The following is a 17,132-nucleotide window of genomic DNA, read 5'->3' as shown; positions in this document are numbered from 1 at the left end:
GCAGTCTGAAAGTGCACGGCGCGTGCCGTTGCGCCGCCATGGCGCCAGATCAGCCCCGCCCTGCCCCTCGGAGATCGCACCACATGTGCACCTTGGCCAGCAGAGAACCATCGACCGCAATGGCCAGCGGCTCGACACCGAAGACCTGGAAGCCGCAGTTGTCGTACAGCGTCTGTGCCGGCGCGTTGCCCTCGGTCACCGTGAGCTGCACCAGCCGCAACCCGCCGTGCGCACGCGCATGGTCGAGCACGGCATCGACCAGCCGGCGGCCGAAGCCCGCGCGACGTGCCGACGCCTTCACCGACATGCCGAACAACGTGGCCTTGTGGCGCGCCCGTTCGCGGTCCTCGAAGCTCAGGCCGGCGGCGCCGGCCAGCGCGCCCATATCGTCGAATGCACCGAAGACCACGCTCGGCGCATCTGCCTCGGCGCCCAGGCGCTTCTCCCACCAGCTCAATGGCAGGCCTTCGCGCTCGCCGACCGTGGAGGTGAAGGCACTGGGATGCGTCGCGTAGGCGTCGAGCATCAGGGCGCGGTAGGCGGCGGCGTCCGCGGCGGTCAGTCGGCGAACGAGGTTGCGGTCTTTCAGGGCGTTTTCTTCAGAAGCGGACACAGACGGATTGCCTTTCCTGCAGCACGGCCTCCTGGCCGAAATTCTTGCGGTACGTGTCGATGATGTTGGCGATGGCTGCGTCGTCCTTCGCGGTGCGCGGATGCAGCAAGACCACGAGCTTCAAGGGTTCGCGCACCACGCCGCCCGAGGCGCCGCGCCATTGGCCGACGGCATCGAGCACCGTGAGGCCCTGCGGGAATGCGGGGGTCACGGTGGCGTCGAGGAAGCCAGCCCACTGCGCGTCCGACACCTGCCCGCCTGCCGGTATGGCGCGGCCGAAGAAGAGTGTGTCGCGCTCGAAGGCATCGAAGCCGGGTCCGCAGGACTTGTCTGAGATCGCGCCGGGAGGCAAAGCACCGCAGCCCGCGAGCGCGCCAATCATGAAGGCGGACGCTACCGACCGGGCGCGGGAAGAAACGCTTGTCATGGCGTGCGCCCTCGACGTTCAACCCAGCCGGAAGACGAGCGGCGCAGGCGCGCCTTCTGTTTCCGGCGTACCGAAATCGAGCAGCCGCCATCCCGGCTCCCACCGCTGCACGCGCCCCTCGGCGATGGCGGCTTCGAGCACGGTCTGGGCTTCTTCGGGCTGCTGCCAGTTGAGCGCCAGGGCCCGCAGGTCCCAGTCCCACCACGGGCAGGCCCGGATGCGTTCGATGAGCGCATCCGGAAAGCGCTGGCGAATCACCCGCGCGGGCACGCCGCCGACGATGGTGAACGGCGCCACGTCCTTGGTCACGATGGCCCCGGCGCCGATCACTGCGCCATCGCCGATGGTCACGCCGCCACGGATGCTCACGCGCGAGCCGATCCACACGTCATGCCCGATGTTCACGCTCGTGTGCGACCAGAAACCGCCGACCGGTTGATGGCGGTACGGCGCCGGAAAATTCGGGGCAAAGCTCAGCATGTGCGTGGTGAACCAGTCGGAGGGGTGGTCCGACAGCACCTGCACGCCGTCACCGATCGAGCAATAGCGTCCCACATGCACCGCATTGAGTGCGCCGCCCGGCGAGAGCGTGGTGTACGCCCCCAGCGACCCACCGATGACGCGCACCGCATGCCAGATGCGTACCGGCGTCTCGAAGCGGAACGGGATCGACAACTGCACACCCGCCGAGAGAAACATCCCATGCGCCTCCAGGCCGGTGGACAGCTCGGGGGTGATGGTCAGGTTCTGGTCCATGGGATGGCGGTGGTGTGCTTGAAGGATCAGGCCTCGGGCGCGATGGCTTCGGCGTATTCGTAGAGCGCGCCGAGGATTTCTTCGCCGCGCTCGTCCGCGGTCTCGGAGAGCGCATCGACTTCGCTGAACAGTTGCTCGATGGTGCGCGCCCCACCCTCGCCATGGAAGAGGCGCGCCACGCGCAGCGCCTCCCAGCGTTCGGCTTCTTCAGGCGCGAGCGATTCGGGCCAGTTGCGCGCGCGGTAGCGGAACACGATCTCCTCGAGGCGGCCGTCGTCGAAGCCGGTGCGGTCCTTGGCAAGCTCGCCGGCCGAGAGGCCTCGAAGCTGGTTCAGGCGCCGGCGATCGGCGTTGCCGACGAAGCCGCCGTAGAGGTCCTCATCGACGTCGGGCGTGGCCTCCTTCGGCCGCGCGTACACCTGCGACCAGATGGCGCTCATGTCGGGCAGGTCGCGCGCGATGGCGGCGTGGCGCATGGCGGCGTCGAGGTCCACACCCCAGCGCTCGGCCATCGGCGCCGCGAGCGTGCGCAGGTTGCCGACCACCATCGGCGATTTGTTGAGGTGGATGCCTTTCACCGGCAGGCGCACCACGCCTTCGGGCAGGTCGGCGGTGCGGGTGAAGAGGCGCAGGCGCAGGGTCTCGACATCGATGTCCCGCAGCTCGCTCGGGTCGTGGGCGAGGTCCCAGGCGAGCAGCTCGTTCTTGTTGGTGGGGTGGCTCGCGAGCGGCCACATCACGGCGAGGCAACCGCGCTCGACCGGGAACATGCCCGAGACGTGCAGGAACGGCTTGGCGGTCTCGCGCATCGCAGGCAGGCCGAGTTCGCTCGCCACGCGGTCCTTCCTGTGCAGGCCGAAGGCGAAGTCGAAGAGCTTGGGCTGCCTGTCGCGGATGAGCCGCGCGAGCGCAATGGTCGCGCGCACGTCGGAGAGCGCATCGTGCGCGGACTCGTGCAGCAGGCCGTTGGCGCGCGCCAGGTCTTCGAGCTTGAAGCTCGGCTTGCCGTCTTCCTTCTTCGGCCACTCGATGCCTTCGGGACGCAGCGCGTAGGTCAGGCGCACCACGTCGAGCAGGTCCCAGCGGCCGCAGTCGTTCTGCCACTCGCGCGCATACGGATCGATCAGGTTGCGCCAGAAGAGGAAGCGCGTGACCTCGTCGTCGAAGCGGATCGTGTTGTAGCCCACCCCGATGGTGCCGGGCTGGGAGAAGGCGCGTTCGATCTGCGCGGCGAACTCGTGCTCGGGGATGCCGCGTTCCAGGCAAACCTGCGGCGTGATGCCGGTGATCAGGCAGGCCTCGGGGCTGGGCAGGTAGTCCGGCGCGGGCTTGCAATAGATCATCAGCGGCTCGCCGACCTCGTTGAGTTCGGCATCGGTGCGGATGCCGGCAAACTGCGAGGGCCGGTCGCGACGCGGCACGGCGCCGAAGGTTTCGTAGTCGTGCCAGAGGAAGGTGTGGTTCATTCAGAGCAAGGGTGAAAACAGGCGCGCAATGGAATCGCCGAGGCGGCGCCAGAAATTCTGCGACCGGTTGGCGCGCACCGCGCCGGAACTGTGCAGGTCGGTCTCGAACTGCGCAGCCAGCGGCCGGGCCAGCGCAGGACCGTAGACCACCGCGCAGACCTCGAAGTTGAGCCGGAAGCTGCGGTTGTCGAAATTCGCGGTGCCGATCATCGCGCAATGCTCGTCGACCACCAAGGTCTTGGAGTGCAGCATGCGCGCCTTGTACTCCCAGACCTTGACGCCCGCGGCGATCAGCTCGTCGAAGTACGAGCGCGCGGCGGCGCTCACGATGGCCGAGTCGCTGCGGCGCGGCACCAGCAAGCGCACATCGACGCCGCGCAGCGCGGCGCTGGTGAGCGCCATCAGCGCGGGCTCGCCCGGCACGAAATAAGGCGTGGTGAGCCAGGCCCGGTGCGTGGCCGAATGGATCGCCTCGACGTGCATGCGGTGGATGGGCTCGAGCATGTTGTCGGGGCCGCTGGTCACGATCTGCACGGGGATGTCGCCCGCATCGAGCTGCGGCAGCATCGCGGCCATCGTGTCGTCCATGCCGCGCGGGTCCTCGCCGGTGGCGTAGGTCCAGTCCTCGAGGAACGTCGTTTGCAGCCAGCGCACCGCGCTGCCCTCGATGCGCAGGTGCACGTCGTGGTACGCGTCGGGGTTGGTGCGCTTGTCTTCCTCGTCGGTGATGTTCACGCCGCCCGTGAAGCCCACGCGGCCGTCGCACACCACGATCTTGCGGTGGGTGCGGTAGTTGGTCACCGGGCGCAGGCGCCGGCCGATCTTGGTGTCATGGAAGAGCGCGACCTTCACGCCCGCCTCGTGCAGCGGCGCCATGAACTTGCGGCCGATGCGCTTGGAGCCCAGCGCATCGAGCAGCAGGCGGACGACGACGCCCTCCTTCGCGCGCTCGACCAGCAGGTCGCGCAGCGCGGTGCCGATCTTGTCGGGCTCGAAGATGTAGTACTCGAGGTGGACGTGATCCTTGGCCGCGCGCACGGCCTCGAAGATCGCGTCGAAGGTGCGTGCGCCGCCGGAGAGCAACTCCACGTCGGACACGCTCGACACCGGCAGCCCGCAGGCCGCAGTGCCCAGCCGCGCCATCTGCTGCAGCGCCGGCGGCGCGTTCTGCGCCGCATCGCGCAGCCGGGCGATATCAGCCTGCGCCGACGCCCCGGCGCGGCTGCGCAGACGCTTGATGCGCTGCTTGCGCAGGCGCTGCGGCCCGAGGAAGTAATAGACGACGAAGCCCGCGAAAGGCAGCAGCGCCAGCGACAGGATCCAGCTCATCGTGGACACCGGCGCGCGCTTCTGCATCACGATCCAGATCGACAGCACAGCGATGTAGCCGCTCCACGCCAGGGAGAGGCCGGTTTTCCATTCGGGGCTGAGGACGGGGAGGATCAAGGGAACGAAGATGGGTGATAGGTGTGGCCGCCCAAAGAAAAAGGCCGGCAGCGCGATGCTACCGGCCTTTGGAGGCGGTTCCGCGGCCTCATCGGCCACGGAATGCCCGGTTTCTTCAACCGGCTGCTGCTTCTTCCGCCTCTGGCTTGGACTTGCCTTCCTTCTTCGGAAGCGGCTGGATGTCCAGCAACACTTCGTCCTTGTCGTCGAGGTCGACTTCAAGGCGACCGCCGTCGGTCAGGCGACCGAAGAGCAGTTCGTCGGCCAGTGCACGACGGATCGTGTCCTGGATCAGACGCTGCATCGGACGCGCGCCCATCAACGGATCGAAGCCCTTCTTCGCCAGGTGCTTGCGCAGCTTGTCGCTGAAGGTGACTTCCACCTTCTTCTCGGCCAGCTGCGTTTCCAGCTGCAGCAGGAACTTGTCGACCACGCGCAGGATGATGTTTTCATCGAGCGCCTTGAAGTTGACGATGGCATCCAGCCGGTTGCGGAACTCGGGCGAGAACAGGCGCTTGATGTCGCCCATTTCGTCGCCCGCCTGGCGCGGGTTGGTGAAGCCGATGGTCGCCTTGTTCATGGTCTCGGCACCCGCGTTCGTCGTCATGATGATGATGACGTTGCGGAAGTCGGCCTTGCGTCCGTTGTTGTCGGTCAGCGTGCCATGGTCCATCACCTGCAGCAGCACGTTGAAGATGTCCGGATGCGCCTTCTCGATTTCGTCGAGAAGCAGCACCGAATGCGGCTTCTTCGTGACGGCCTCGGTCAGCAGACCACCTTGGTCGAAACCGACGTAGCCCGGAGGCGCGCCGATCAGGCGGCTCACCGCGTGACGCTCCATGTACTCCGACATGTCGAAGCGGATCAGCTCGATGCCCATGATGTAGGCAAGTTGCTTGGCCGCTTCGGTCTTGCCGACGCCCGTGGGACCGGAGAACAGGAACGAGCCGATCGGCTTGTCGCCCTTGCCCAGACCCGAACGCGCCATCTTGACCGCCGAGGCGAGCACTTCGAGCGCCTTGTCCTGGCCGAACACCACGCTCTTGAGGTCGCGCTCGATCGTCTGCAGCTTGCTGCGGTCGTCGTTGCTGACATTGGCCGGGGGAATGCGCGCGATCTTCGCGACGATTTCCTCGACCTCGGTCTTGCTGATGGTCTTCTTGCGCTTGCTCGGAGGCAGGATGCGCTGGGCGGCACCGGCTTCGTCGATGACGTCGATCGCCTTGTCGGGCAGGTGACGGTCATTGATGTACTTGGCGCTCAGTTCGGCGGCGGCCTGCAGGGCTGCCACTGCGTACTTCACGCCATGGTGTTCCTCGAAGCGCGACTTCAGGCCCTTGAGGATGTCGACGGTTTCCTGCACCGACGGCTCGACCACGTCGACCTTCTGGAAACGACGCGACAGGGCCGCATCCTTCTCGAAGATGCCGCGGTATTCGGTGAACGTGGTCGCACCGATGCACTTGAGCTGGCCGCTCGAGAGCGCGGGCTTCAGCAGGTTCGACGCATCGAGCGTGCCGCCCGAGGCTGCACCCGCACCGATCAGCGTGTGGATTTCGTCGATGAAGAGCACCGCGTTCGGCTTGTCCTTGAGCGACTTGAGCACGCCCTTCAGGCGCTGCTCGAAATCGCCGCGGTACTTGGTGCCGGCCAGCAATGCGCCCATGTCAAGGGAGTAGACCTGCGCCTCGGCGAGGATTTCAGGCACGTCGCCCTGGGTGATGCGCCATGCCAGGCCTTCTGCAATCGCGGTCTTGCCAACGCCGGCCTCGCCCACGAGCAGCGGGTTGTTCTTGCGCCGGCGGCACAGGATCTGGATGACGCGCTCGACCTCGTATTCGCGGCCGATCAGCGGATCGATCTTGCCGTCCTTGGCGAGCTGGTTGAGGTTTTGCGTGAACTGCTCGAGCGGCGATGCCTTCTCGTTGCGTTCGCCGCCGCCCTCTTCACCTTCGCCCTGAGGCGCTTCGCCACTGCCCTTGACGGCTTCCGGCGGATCGCTCTTCTTGATGCCGTGGGCAATGAAATTGACCACGTCCAGACGGGTCACGCCCTGCTGATGGAGGTAGTAGACCGCGTGCGAGTCCTTTTCTCCGAAGATCGCGACCAGCACGTTGGCGCCGGTGACTTCCTTCTTGCCGTTGCCGGTGGACTGCACATGCATGATGGCGCGCTGGATCACGCGCTGGAAACCCAGCGTCGGCTGGGTGTCTACATCGTCGGTACCCGCCACTTGCGGCGTGTTGTCCTTGATGAAGTTGGTGAGCGACGCCCGAAGGTCGTCGACGTTCGCCGAGCAGGCGCGCAGAACCTCTGCGGCGCTCGGGTTGTCCAGCAAAGCGAGCAGCAGATGCTCCACGGTGATGAACTCGTGGCGCTGCTGCCGGGCCTCGACGAAGGCCATGTGCAAGCTGACTTCCAGTTCCTGGGCAATCATGTGATTTCCTTTTGCCTTGCTGTAAATAAGTTCTCAGATGGGTTGGAGCTTGCGCAATTCAACAGGTTCACGCAACAGGCTCACTGACACATTGCAGCGGGTGCCCAGCCTGCTGCGCGGCCTCCATGACCTGATTCACTTTAGTGGCTGCCATGTCGCGGGAATAAACCCCACAGACGCCGCGGCCATCCAGGTGAATCTTCAACATGATCTGCGTCGCGGTTTCGCGGTCTTTGCTGAAGTACTCCTGCAGCACCACGATCACGAACTCCATGGGGGTGTAGTCATCGTTCAGCATGACCACCTGGTACATCTGGGGCGGCGCAGTTTTCTGCGGCCGGCGCTCCAGAACGACCGAATCTCCGTCATCCCCGGCCGGTTTTTGGGCCGGAGGGGTGGGGGGAGTCTTGGGAATTCTCGTTGCCATGAAAAAGATTCTATAGAGCGTGCAAGCACCGTGCCGACGCAGGAAGACTTGGTGGCGCGTATTCGACAAAACAAGAGGCATCGTTGAGATTGAAGCTCAACAAACTTCAAGGGGAAGCATTCGGAAAGAAGATTCAGTGCACCCTTCAGGGGCTCCGCACGGCACGGCTTAGCGCACGCGACGTGGTATCCCGAGTTCGGAAACGTCCTTCGCGCACAAGCGAAGTTCATGGTGGATGGCAAAGCATGCTCTGCACGCGCCAGAACAACGACCGCCAGTTGAGACGACGATACAGACGCGAAGGTCATGCGACCCATGCTCGACCACCGCATCACCTTCCCAGTGTCAACCCGACGAGCGATCGTCCGGACTTCTGTGTTTTCTTCTGCGGTTTCTATTTTTTGATTTCACCGCCATTTCCACTTCCTGTCCCGAATCCGCTTGCGCGCGCTCTCTTGCCAACTGAGCTTTCATCCACATTGATTTGAGATCCGCCAAACGCTTGCGACCAACTTCATTTTGAAAGCAGGCAGCATCCTTAGCGTTTCGCGTCCAGACACCCCAAAGCTCATTAATCGCAGTAAATTCGATATCTTCCGGCGGAAGCATTGTGACGAATCGTGCTGTCAACGAAAAAAAAGCGACGAACGGATGCTCAAAGGACATCCCAAGCCGCTCGGAAGCTCGTCTTGCACTGTCCAGCGAGTCGGTGCCCTCGAAGAATAATTCCTTCGCCTTTGTTTTTTCAATCATCGCAAGGCGAATACTTTCTTTAAGGCAAATCGTACCTAGCGTGGTAAATGCAAATGCATGCTTCTCCAGACTCACCGCATTGTGCGAAAAAGAATATGCTTTGTCGTAGTGCTCCAACTCATATTCAAGCAAAGCGCGCTGATCCCAAAATCTAGAACTCCAACCATACGCATACTCCAAATCATCAAAAATAATCGGCGCCCTTATTCCAACGTCCCTAACCAAAGCCTCTTGATCCAGCAACTCCCTAACAATTCTGTGCGGTTTTGATTTGGAGATAATTGTGGAGGGGTTTATAAGCGGCGCCAGATTCTTAGCAACCATTACCACCGAAGCATATCGCTCCTCGGACGTCAAGACACTTTCCCAAACGTATTCACTAATTATTCGATGGCGCAACCTGACTCCGTGTGAATCTCGGATGATTAGGCTTTCTGAATCGGAATCTTTTGCCAAAGAGATTTTTAGGGACTCAAATCCACCAGCCCGTGAAAGAGCGAGAGTTAGGGGAAGAGCATGTCCAAATCGATGCGTACATGCAATTGCGGCAATCAATTCGCGATTGGCGCCAGCATTTAGCTCAGAGGCGACATATCTCGCAACTCGAGAACGAAAACCTTCGCCGAACTCAATTTGGGATAGGCATTCGACAAGTTCCGCTCGCCAAGACTCTTTCATCAAATGCTCAATATCGACGTTCTTTCGTTGAGCATATTTTCCTAACCGCCCCGCCAATCGTCGAGTTCGGACAATTTTTCGCATATCCAGGGGAGTTAGCGTTCGATATGGAAACTCAACTCTGAATTTATCCTCGACATCTAAGCGCAGACCACGCATTCGACTAATCCGCTCGGTTGCATAAATGCGGCACGGCAACCCTCTTTCTGCGCAACTTTGAACGAGGCGCCCAATGGCAGCACTATGATCTGCCGCGTCATCGAATAGGAGAACAACCTCTGGCGTCAAGTCCATAAAAGATAACGCACTTGTTACGTCAATTGCATTTTCATTCCTAAATAGGTACGGCCTCAGCCCCAGCGATAACGCAGCTTTGGCCAACCGAAGAATGCCTGTCGATTTGCCAGTAGCGAACGCGCCATACAACAAACCCACGAAATTCTTGCGCGCCACCATGAGTTGCGCCGCATGAAAAGTTTTGCTCAACTCTACATCTCGATCTGCCTGAACATCGCTCCAAGAGGGTTGGTCGCCGCTATAAAAGTCACCCTCGACTCTAAATGCGACATCCGTATGAAGCAACTCTCTAAACTGCCCCACAAATCGCTCGATAACGCCCGGAGGGTATTTTTTTATTTTCTCTTCATTATTTTTTCTATACTTATTTAAGTCAGCATGAACAGCATCGAAAAAGGCTTCGCCGGTCGCACTAACGGGAATCAACCCAAAGCGCTGCAATTTAGCGGCCTGAGCGACGCTAAACCCCGGCGTCACAATCAGCGAAGGAATGCCGGCCGAGGTCATTGATTGATTACTCATTCTTGTGGCAACAATAAAATCAGGCTCCTCCGAAAATTTTGCGCCGCAAATGATAAATGGGTCTTGCACATAGCTTGACTGAAAAGCGGCGTGCCAAGGTGGCAGTGCCTGAGTGACCTCGGAATACTCAAGCGGAGAAAAAACAACATCATCTTTGTAGTTCTTTAAACGCTCCGCAATTCCATGCAAATGGACAATCTGGAGCTCCTTGTCCGATACCGCGACCGGCCGCAGAGGTTCGCGCCATGAAATGCTTGACAGCTTTCCGTATTGGAACCGGTTTTTTATGTCTTCAAAGGCAACTTCTAGAACATCGTCAATATTCAACGTCCAAATACGCCGCCAGTAAATTTGCAGAATTTTTATCTGCCAAGTTGGCTTGCAGCCAGTAAATCGGCGTAGGAGAAATTCCCTGAGCGTGCGCTCTTCGTTAGCTTTCGCTTCTTCGTAGACAAAAGACAAGTTATCAAGCTCATCTTGTTCAAAATTAAATTTGCAAACTTTGGCTATATCTTGGGAAGTTTTTTTCGCGAGCTGAAGTTCAACGCCGTCTCCTCCTGGAGCCCCCAGACTAACTCCAGCACCACACATGAGTTGGTACTGCCCCTCTGCGATACCTCGAATAATTGTTTGGGCGGTTTTTCTTTCAACTCCCAACGCTTCAAGCTCACTCGCTACCATTTTTAATTCCTAGTAATAGACTTTGCGACGTTTGGTCTCGCAATCGCGAACCTTACGCTGCTCTCAACTGCTGGGGCCACGAGAGAGCAAACTATCGTTACATTCTCGTCGCCACATGTCCATGCGTGATAGCGCGATGTATCCAGAACTCGACGAAAGTGGCGCGCCATCGACCCATCACTTCGAGTGAAAGCGTGTCACAACGTAGGCCTGCCTAAAGGGGTCTCCTCTACGTCGCGAACTTGAGGCCGAAAGCTGGACCTCTTGTTCTCAAGTGAAGTCCTACTTAGATTCATCATGTATGCGAACGTATGTGGCGTTGTTTATAGGCTCTCGCGAGGCCGTCAGGTTCGCTATCACTCTGCCCCTTTTGGCCTGGATCCTTGATACAGCCGCCAGTCCTGCAAACCATGCATCAGGGCGACTTGGGTAAGTACCACCTCCAACCTTTAAGCGTCGAAAAATTAAAAGCTCGCGCGCATCTTCCACATGCTCCAGAACGACATATTGAAAACGTCCTAAGGCAAGTTCATCGATCACTAACGACAAACGTCCGACTCCCATAATGTGAGCTTCCTTAACAGCAGTTTTTCGACCCTCATTTTTAGATCGAAATTCCGTTTATGAGTGTCGCCAATCGTCTCGTAAGGAGCTCATCTGCGCCGTAACTTTTCGCGCGCTGCCGCCACGGGCATTGACAAGTTAAGGCTAGCTCTTAGTCCAGGGCATCAGGCTCTAGGGATTCAAGTAGCTATGTAGAAAGACCGCAAAGAACTTGCAAGGCTTGATTCCTCGCTTATTGGTAATGCGCGCATCCACGCGCCCAAGAAAAAGCCCTCGAATTCCTTTGGAAATTCGAGGGCTCGATGCAGCAACGTCTTATGACGTCAAAGCGCTTTACGTATTGACTACATGTGCTCGATCATGACCTGTCCAAACCCCGAGCAGCTCACCTGCGTCGCACCTTCCATCAGGCGCGCGAAGTCATAGGTCACCCGCTTGCTGGCAATCGACTTTTTCATCGCGCTGATGATCAGGTCAGCCGCTTCGGTCCAGCCCATGTGGCGCAGCATCATTTCGGCCGAGAGGATTTCGGAGCCGGGGTTCACGTAGTCCTTGCCCGCGTACTTGGGCGCCGTGCCGTGCGTGGCTTCGAACATCGCGACGGTGTCGCTCAGGTTCGCGCCCGGGGCGATGCCGATGCCGCCGACCTGTGCGGCCAACGCGTCGGACACGTAGTCGCCGTTGAGGTTGAGCGTGGCGATCACGCTGTATTCGGCGGGACGCAGAAGAATCTGCTGCAGGAACGCATCGGCGATGCTGTCCTTGACGGTGATGTCCTTGCCCGACTTCGGGTTCTTGAACTTCATCCACGGACCGCCGTCGATCAGCTCGGCGCCGAACTCCTTGGCGGCCAGGGCGTAGGCCCAGTCACGGAAGCCACCTTCGGTGAACTTCATGATGTTGCCCTTGTGGACGATGGTCACGCTGGGCTTGTCGTTGTCGATGGCGTACTGGAAGGCCTTGCGCACCAGGCGCTCGGTGCCTTCGATCGACACGGGCTTCACGCCGATGCCGGAGGTATTGGGGAAGCGAATCTTCTTCACACCCAGCTCGTCCTGCAGGAACTTGATGAGCTTCTTGGCCTTGTCGCTCTCGGCTTCGAACTCGATGCCGGCGTAGATGTCTTCCGAGTTCTCGCGAAAGATGACCATGTTGGTCTTGTGCGGCTCGCGCACCGGGCTGGGCACGCCTTCGAAATACTGGATGGGGCGCAGGCACACGTAAAGGTCGAGTTCCTGGCGCAGCGCGACGTTCAGCGAGCGGATGCCGCCGCCGACGGGCGTGGTAAGCGGGCCCTTGATGGAGACCACATAGTCGCGCACCGCGTGCAGGGTTTCCTCGGGGAGCCAGACATCGGGGCCATAGACCTTGGTCGACTTCTCGCCGGCATAGACCTCCATCCATTGGATCTTCTTCTTGCCACCGTAGGCCTTGGCCACCGCGGCGTCCACCACCTTGAGCATCACCGGCGTGATGTCGAGCCCCGTCCCGTCGCCCTCGATGAAGGGAATGATCGGTTGGTCAGGCACATTCAGCGAGTTGTCGGCGTTGACCGTGATCTTCTGGCCTTCGGCCGGGACTTTGATGTGCTGATAGCTGGGCATGAGGGCGAAGGCTCCGGGAGTGGTGTAATTTTGACGACTGTCAGCGAATTCAGACAGCGAGGGGGTTCCGGTGTACAAACGGCTAACAAATCGCTGTACATTTTAGACGCTGCCCATCAGCTGGCGTTTGTCAACCACGGGGCCAATGGGCTCGTTAGTGGCTGACCTTCTGCTCGCCGGGAGGCGTTTCCAACCAATTCTCGATAGAGGAATCTTCAATGAGCAAAATTCTCGCAGTCATGATCGCTGGTCTGTTCGCAGCTGGCGCCTATGCCCAAAACCCGGCCGGCGCCACGCCCGAACAAGGGAACGCAACCAACAGCAAGCCGCAAGCACGTGCTGAAGCCAAGAAGGAAGCCAAGCCCGCCGGTCAAGTGGCTGCTCCCGCTGGCGACATCGCCAAGACGCCTGAAGGCGGTGCTGTCGGTACCGACAAGGCTGCAGCCTCTGGCGAAAAGCGCGCCGAAACGCGCGACCAGCGTCGTCGCAACAAGGACGGCAGCGTCAAGCGCAAGTCGACCCAAGGCGGCACGCCCAAGTAATTTGGCGTCCCCTGAAAAAGCGCTCCTCGGAGCGCTTTTTTTTCGCCCGCCGCCAGCGAAGTACTGTCAACCGCGTGCAATGGGCTTCGTTGAATGTGCACCTTCCACAGGGAGGTGATCCAAATCAACGATATCAAAGGATTTCTCATGAACAAGCTGCTCGCAGCCCTGGTCGCCGGTCTTTTCGCTGCCAGTGCATTTGCCCAAACCGCTGAACCCGCCGCTGCCGCCCCGGCCGCACCTGCTGCCCAGAAGGCCAAGGCCAAGCACGCAGTCAAGAAGCACAAGGTTCGCCACGTTGCCAAGGCCCACACGGCTGCCGCCAAGAAGGTGTAAGCTTTCAAGCCCACCCGGCAATGCCCGCATCAGCGGGCATTTTTTATTGGTTACGGGCCGGGCCACTGCGGCCCTTGCCTTGAAAGAGTTGTCCGATGTTTCAGCGTTTAGCCGCCCTGCTCCTGCTGTCCGCCTCCTTCGTGATGCCGACGCATGCCCAACAGCAGCAACCCCAGACCGACCTTGCGCGCACGCAGCTGTCGGTCGGCTTGTACAAGATCGACACCCAGATCGCCCAGACGCCCCAGCAGCGTGAAATCGGCCTGATGTTCCGCAAGACCATGCCGCAGGCCGAGGGCATGATCTTCGTGTTCGAGCAGCCCGCCACGCAGTGCTTCTGGATGCGCAACACCCTGCTGCCGTTGACCGCCGCCTTCGTTGCCGACGACGGCCGCATCGTCAACCTGGTCGACATGCAGCCACTGACCGAGAACTCGCATTGCTCCGAGGAGCCTGTGCGCTATGTGCTCGAGATGAACCAGGGCTGGTTCGCCAAGAAGAACATCAAGAAAGGCGCCAAGCTCGGCGGCGAGCTGTTCTCAGCCGTCAAGCGCTGAGTTTCTGCTGGCTGTAGCCCATATACAGCCCACAAAAAAGCCGACCCGAGGGTCGGCTTTTTTCGTGCACAAACCTGGCTCAGCCGAAGTTCTTGGCAACGAAGTCCCAGTTCACCAGCTTGGCGAGGAAGGTCTCGACGAACTTCGGGCGCAGGTTGCGGTAGTCGATGTAATAGGCGTGCTCCCAGACGTCGACAGTCAGCAGCGCGGTGTCTGCAGTCGTCAGCGGCGTGCCGGCAGCGCCGGTGTTCACGATGTCCACCGAACCGTCGGCCTTCTTCACGAGCCACGTCCAGCCCGAGCCGAAGTTGCCGACAGCCGACTTCACGAAGGCTTCCTTGAAGGCGTCGTAGCTGCCCCACTTGGCATCGATGGCCTTGGCCAGCGCGCCGGTCGGTGCGCCGCCGCCTTGCGGCTTCATGCAGTTCCAGAAGAAGGTGTGGTTCCAGATCTGGGCGGCATTGTTGTAGATGCCGCCGCTGGCCTTCTTGATGATTTCTTCGAGCGTGAGGGCTTCGAACTCGGTGCCCTTCTGCAGGTTGTTGAGGTTCACGACGTAGGCGTTGTGATGCTTGCCGTAGTGGTACTCGAGGGTTTCCTTCGAATACTCGGGTGCCAGCGCGTCGAGGGCGTATGGCAGGGGTGGGAGCACATGTTCCATGGTTTTTTCTCGTGGGTTGGTTGTGGGGAATAAAGGATTTTAGGAACTAATTTTTGGAGGCGCGTCGGACGTGTTCCCGTCGTTGCCCCCTCCATGCGTCACGGTCAGGTCCACCTCGCCATCGGCGAGCCGTGCGACCACCGCATCGCCTGCATGCAGCTTCTTCGCGCTGACGACTGCGCGGCCCGAGCCATCGGTGAGCCAGGCGTAGCCACGCTGCAGGACCAGTGCCGGATCGAGCAGCCGCAAACGCAGCGCCACGCGCTCCAGGCGTTCGCGCCGTTGCACCAGCGCGCGGTCGAACTTCAGCGGGAAATCGGCGGCCATGGCACGGGGCACCTGCGCCAGGCGCGCGGCCCTCGCGACTACCGCGTAGTGCAGACGCTGTGCGTGATGCGCGAGCCGCAGCTGTTGGCGCGCGACGAGGTTCGAGGGCCGGCCAAGCCGCCCCGCCGCCTGGTCGAGCCGCTGGCCGAGTGCATCGAGGCGTGCGCCCAATGCGTCGCCCAGACGTTCATCGAGCAGGTCGATGGCTCCAAGCCACAGGTCGCGCGGCGCGCTGACGAGTTCGGCCGCCGCAGTAGGCGTGGGCGCGCGCAGGTCGGCGCAGAAATCGGCAATGGTGAAGTCGGTTTCGTGCCCGACGCCGCTCACCACCGGGACCGGACTCTGCACGATGGTCCGCGCCAGCGTCTCGTCATTGAAGGCCCAGAGGTCCTCGATCGAGCCGCCGCCACGCACCAGCAGGATCACATCGACGGCGGGTTCCATCGCATAGAGCGATTGCAGCGCACGCACGAGTTCGGCCGGCGCATTCGCGCCCTGCACCGCTGCCGGCGACAGCACCACGGGGATGTGCGGCACACGCCGCCGCAACGCGGTGACGACGTCGTGCAGCGCGGCGGCACCCAATGAGGTAACGACGCCCACTGCGCGCGGCATGGTGGGCAGCGCACGCTTGCGCGCCGGATCGAACAAGCCTTCGGCTTCGAGTCGCGCCTTGCGCTGCAGGAACTGTTCGAACAGCGCACCCTGCCCTGCACGCCTCAGGCTTTCGACAACCAGTTGCAGGTCGCCGCGCGGCTCGTACACCGCAAGCCGGCCGCGCACCTCTACCTGGTCGCCGTCGCGGGGCGAAAAATCGAGCAATCCGGCGGCGCGACGGAACATGGCGCAGCGCAACTGGCCGGATTCGTCCTTGAGCGAGAAGTAACAATGTCCGCTCGAAGCACGCGAAAAACCCGATATCTCGCCGCGCACCGCCACCGGATTGAAACGCGCGTCCAACGCATCGGCGACCGCCCGGCACAACGCCCCGACCGCCCAGATGCGCGGCCCGGGCGCGACATTCGTTTCACGCGAGTTCACAAATCATGCGAGCGGCCGAAAGCCACTCTTCCACAACAGACCCGGCACCCCTTGCCCGAAGCCCCCCATGCGGGGCAGGCGCACGGTTTCTCGTGCAAGTAGTTGATTTGATTCAAAAAAGTACTGCTCAAAATTCAATCGATCTAGCGAAAAGGCCCGCCCGTGCGGGCTCGGGCGCGTTGCGAAGCAGGTTAATCACAAAGTTATCCACAGAATCTGTGCGTCCTTGCTGACACGCAAACAAGCCGCATGCCGATGGTGGGCTCGGTGGATAATCGCCGCGCATTTGCAGTCTACGGGCCGGAGGATTTTCTTGTTTTCCATCATTGTTGCTGCGGGCTGGCCGATCTGGCCGCTGCTCGCCTGTTCGGTTGTCGCGCTCGCGCTGGTTATAGAACGTTTCACGAGTCTGAAGACCGTGAAAGTATTGCCGCCGAAATTGCTCGACGAAACCATCACCGTCTCGCGTGGGTCCGTTCCCGGACCGGACATCGTGACCAAACTCGAACGCAACTCGATGCTCGGCCAGGTGCTGGCCGCGGGCCTGCGTGCGCTCAACGCCAACCCGCGCTGCACCGAAGACGACCTTCGCGCCGCCATGGAGGCCTCGGGCCGCACCATCGCGCACAAGCTGGAGCGCTACCTGCCGGCACTGGCCACCATCGCTTCGGCCGCGCCGCTGCTGGGCCTGCTGGGCACGGTGATCGGCATGATCGAGATCTTCGGCTCCCAGTCGCCCGGAAGCGGCGCTGTCGGCTCGGGCAACCCGGCGCAGCTGGCGCACGGCATCTCGATCGCCCTGTACAACACCGCATTCGGGCTGATCGTGGCGATTCCGACGCTGATCTTCTGGCGCTACTTCCGCAGCCGCGTCGACGAGTACCTGCTGAACCTCGAACTCTCGGGTGAGCGCTTCGCACGCCACCTGAACGCGCTGCGCAAATGAAGACCCCCACGCTTGCCACTGCGTGTGCTGCGCTGCCCCACGAGGGGGCCG

At 61.1% G+C, this 17,132-nt stretch carries 15 protein-coding genes; 4 read left to right on the top strand and 11 right to left on the bottom strand.

Translation table 11 applies throughout. From position 1 onward, the window contains the following. Positions 1-49 precede the first annotated feature (49 nt). From RT97_RS07910 to icd, 9 genes are all read right to left on the bottom strand, one after another. The gene (locus RT97_RS07910; protein ID WP_253278178.1) at positions 50-613 is read right to left on the bottom strand and encodes a GNAT family N-acetyltransferase; all 564 of its coding nucleotides are present in this window, start codon (positions 611-613) and stop codon (positions 50-52) included. Further along, positions 600-1,040 carry a DUF3574 domain-containing protein gene (locus RT97_RS07905; protein ID WP_052810604.1) on the bottom strand — a complete coding sequence of 147 codons (441 nt, stop codon included), beginning with the start codon at positions 1,038-1,040 and terminating at the stop codon, positions 600-602. The genes RT97_RS07910 and RT97_RS07905 overlap by 14 nt, the downstream gene beginning before the upstream one ends. 18 nt (positions 1,041-1,058) lie before the next feature. After that, a complete protein-coding gene (locus tag RT97_RS34005; RefSeq protein ID WP_052810603.1) occupies positions 1,059-1,796 on the bottom strand; it encodes a CatB-related O-acetyltransferase in 738 nt (245 codons plus the stop codon). Between the two features lie 26 nt (positions 1,797-1,822). Then, complete coding sequence (sbcB, locus tag RT97_RS07895) at positions 1,823-3,262, bottom strand: exodeoxyribonuclease I (protein ID WP_042578230.1); 1,440 nt, start codon at positions 3,260-3,262, stop codon at positions 1,823-1,825. Beyond that, entirely contained in the window at positions 3,263-4,708 is a 1,446-nt protein-coding gene (gene cls, locus RT97_RS07890; RefSeq protein WP_042578229.1) for a cardiolipin synthase, read from the bottom strand. 115 nt (positions 4,709-4,823) lie between these two features. Further along, positions 4,824-7,145, bottom strand: a complete 2,322-nt coding sequence (gene clpA / locus RT97_RS07885; RefSeq protein ID WP_042578228.1) for an ATP-dependent Clp protease ATP-binding subunit ClpA — start codon at positions 7,143-7,145, stop codon at positions 4,824-4,826. A gap of 67 nt (positions 7,146-7,212) precedes the next feature. Beyond that, complete coding sequence (gene clpS, locus RT97_RS07880) at positions 7,213-7,572, bottom strand: ATP-dependent Clp protease adapter ClpS (protein ID WP_013541678.1); 360 nt, start codon at positions 7,570-7,572, stop codon at positions 7,213-7,215. Between the two features lie 345 nt (positions 7,573-7,917). Beyond that, entirely contained in the window at positions 7,918-10,503 is a 2,586-nt protein-coding gene (locus RT97_RS32430; RefSeq protein WP_080898223.1) for an SIR2 family protein, read from the bottom strand. 908 nt (positions 10,504-11,411) lie between these two features. Then, positions 11,412-12,671, bottom strand: a complete 1,260-nt coding sequence (gene icd, locus RT97_RS07870) for an NADP-dependent isocitrate dehydrogenase (protein WP_042578226.1) — start codon at positions 12,669-12,671, stop codon at positions 11,412-11,414. Between the two features lie 218 nt (positions 12,672-12,889). Here icd and RT97_RS07865 point away from each other — a divergent pair, with 218 nt between their 5' ends. The 3 genes from RT97_RS07865 to RT97_RS07855 all read left to right on the top strand — a co-directional run bounded on the left by RT97_RS07865 (position 12,890) and on the right by RT97_RS07855 (position 14,106). Then, positions 12,890-13,213 carry a hypothetical protein gene (locus RT97_RS07865; protein ID WP_042578225.1) on the top strand — a complete coding sequence of 108 codons (324 nt, stop codon included), beginning with the start codon at positions 12,890-12,892 and terminating at the stop codon, positions 13,211-13,213. A gap of 147 nt (positions 13,214-13,360) precedes the next feature. Then, the gene (locus RT97_RS07860) at positions 13,361-13,549 is read left to right on the top strand and encodes a hypothetical protein (RefSeq protein ID WP_042578224.1); all 189 of its coding nucleotides are present in this window, start codon (positions 13,361-13,363) and stop codon (positions 13,547-13,549) included. Between the two features lie 95 nt (positions 13,550-13,644). Then, positions 13,645-14,106 carry a DUF192 domain-containing protein gene (locus RT97_RS07855; RefSeq protein ID WP_042578223.1) on the top strand — a complete coding sequence of 154 codons (462 nt, stop codon included), beginning with the start codon at positions 13,645-13,647 and terminating at the stop codon, positions 14,104-14,106. A 79-nt stretch (positions 14,107-14,185) separates the two neighbouring features. Here RT97_RS07855 and RT97_RS07850 read toward each other — a convergent pair whose 3' ends face one another. Both RT97_RS07850 and xseA read right to left on the bottom strand, forming a co-directional pair. Further along, positions 14,186-14,767, bottom strand: coding sequence for a superoxide dismutase (locus RT97_RS07850; RefSeq protein WP_042578222.1), 582 nt, complete (start codon positions 14,765-14,767; stop codon positions 14,186-14,188). Positions 14,768-14,806: 39 nt separating this feature from the next. After that, on the bottom strand, positions 14,807-16,135 hold the full coding sequence (gene xseA, locus RT97_RS07845; protein WP_042578221.1) for an exodeoxyribonuclease VII large subunit: 1,329 nt from the start codon (positions 16,133-16,135) through the stop codon (positions 14,807-14,809). A gap of 313 nt (positions 16,136-16,448) precedes the next feature. On the opposite strand from xseA, the gene RT97_RS07840 reads away from it, so the two are divergent. Next, the gene (locus RT97_RS07840; protein WP_042578220.1) at positions 16,449-17,081 is read left to right on the top strand and encodes a MotA/TolQ/ExbB proton channel family protein; all 633 of its coding nucleotides are present in this window, start codon (positions 16,449-16,451) and stop codon (positions 17,079-17,081) included. The last annotated feature ends 51 nt before the right edge of the window (positions 17,082-17,132 follow it).

Origin of the sequence: Variovorax paradoxus (genome assembly GCF_000834655.1) — a bacterium.
GTDB lineage: Bacteria > Pseudomonadota > Gammaproteobacteria > Burkholderiales > Burkholderiaceae_C > Variovorax > Variovorax paradoxus_F.
This window is presented reverse-complemented; position numbering and strand designations above follow the sequence as displayed.

Coding starts and splice junctions, on each gene's coding strand:
- RT97_RS07905 (WP_052810604.1), bottom strand. CDS start 1,040: ATGACAAGCGTTTCTTCCCGCGCCCGGTCGGTAGCGTCCGCCTTCATG.
- RT97_RS34005 (WP_052810603.1), bottom strand. CDS start 1,796: ATGGACCAGAACCTGACCATCACCCCCGAGCTGTCCACCGGCCTGGAG.
- sbcB (WP_042578230.1), bottom strand. CDS start 3,262: ATGAACCACACCTTCCTCTGGCACGACTACGAAACCTTCGGCGCCGTG.
- clpA (WP_042578228.1), bottom strand. CDS start 7,145: ATGATTGCCCAGGAACTGGAAGTCAGCTTGCACATGGCCTTCGTCGAG.
- clpS (WP_013541678.1), bottom strand. CDS start 7,572: ATGGCAACGAGAATTCCCAAGACTCCCCCCACCCCTCCGGCCCAAAAA.
- RT97_RS32430 (WP_080898223.1), bottom strand. CDS start 10,503: ATGGTAGCGAGTGAGCTTGAAGCGTTGGGAGTTGAAAGAAAAACCGCC.
- icd (WP_042578226.1), bottom strand. CDS start 12,671: ATGCCCAGCTATCAGCACATCAAAGTCCCGGCCGAAGGCCAGAAGATC.
- RT97_RS07865 (WP_042578225.1), top strand. CDS start 12,890: ATGAGCAAAATTCTCGCAGTCATGATCGCTGGTCTGTTCGCAGCTGGC.
- RT97_RS07860 (WP_042578224.1), top strand. CDS start 13,361: ATGAACAAGCTGCTCGCAGCCCTGGTCGCCGGTCTTTTCGCTGCCAGT.
- RT97_RS07855 (WP_042578223.1), top strand. CDS start 13,645: ATGTTTCAGCGTTTAGCCGCCCTGCTCCTGCTGTCCGCCTCCTTCGTG.
- RT97_RS07850 (WP_042578222.1), bottom strand. CDS start 14,767: ATGGAACATGTGCTCCCACCCCTGCCATACGCCCTCGACGCGCTGGCA.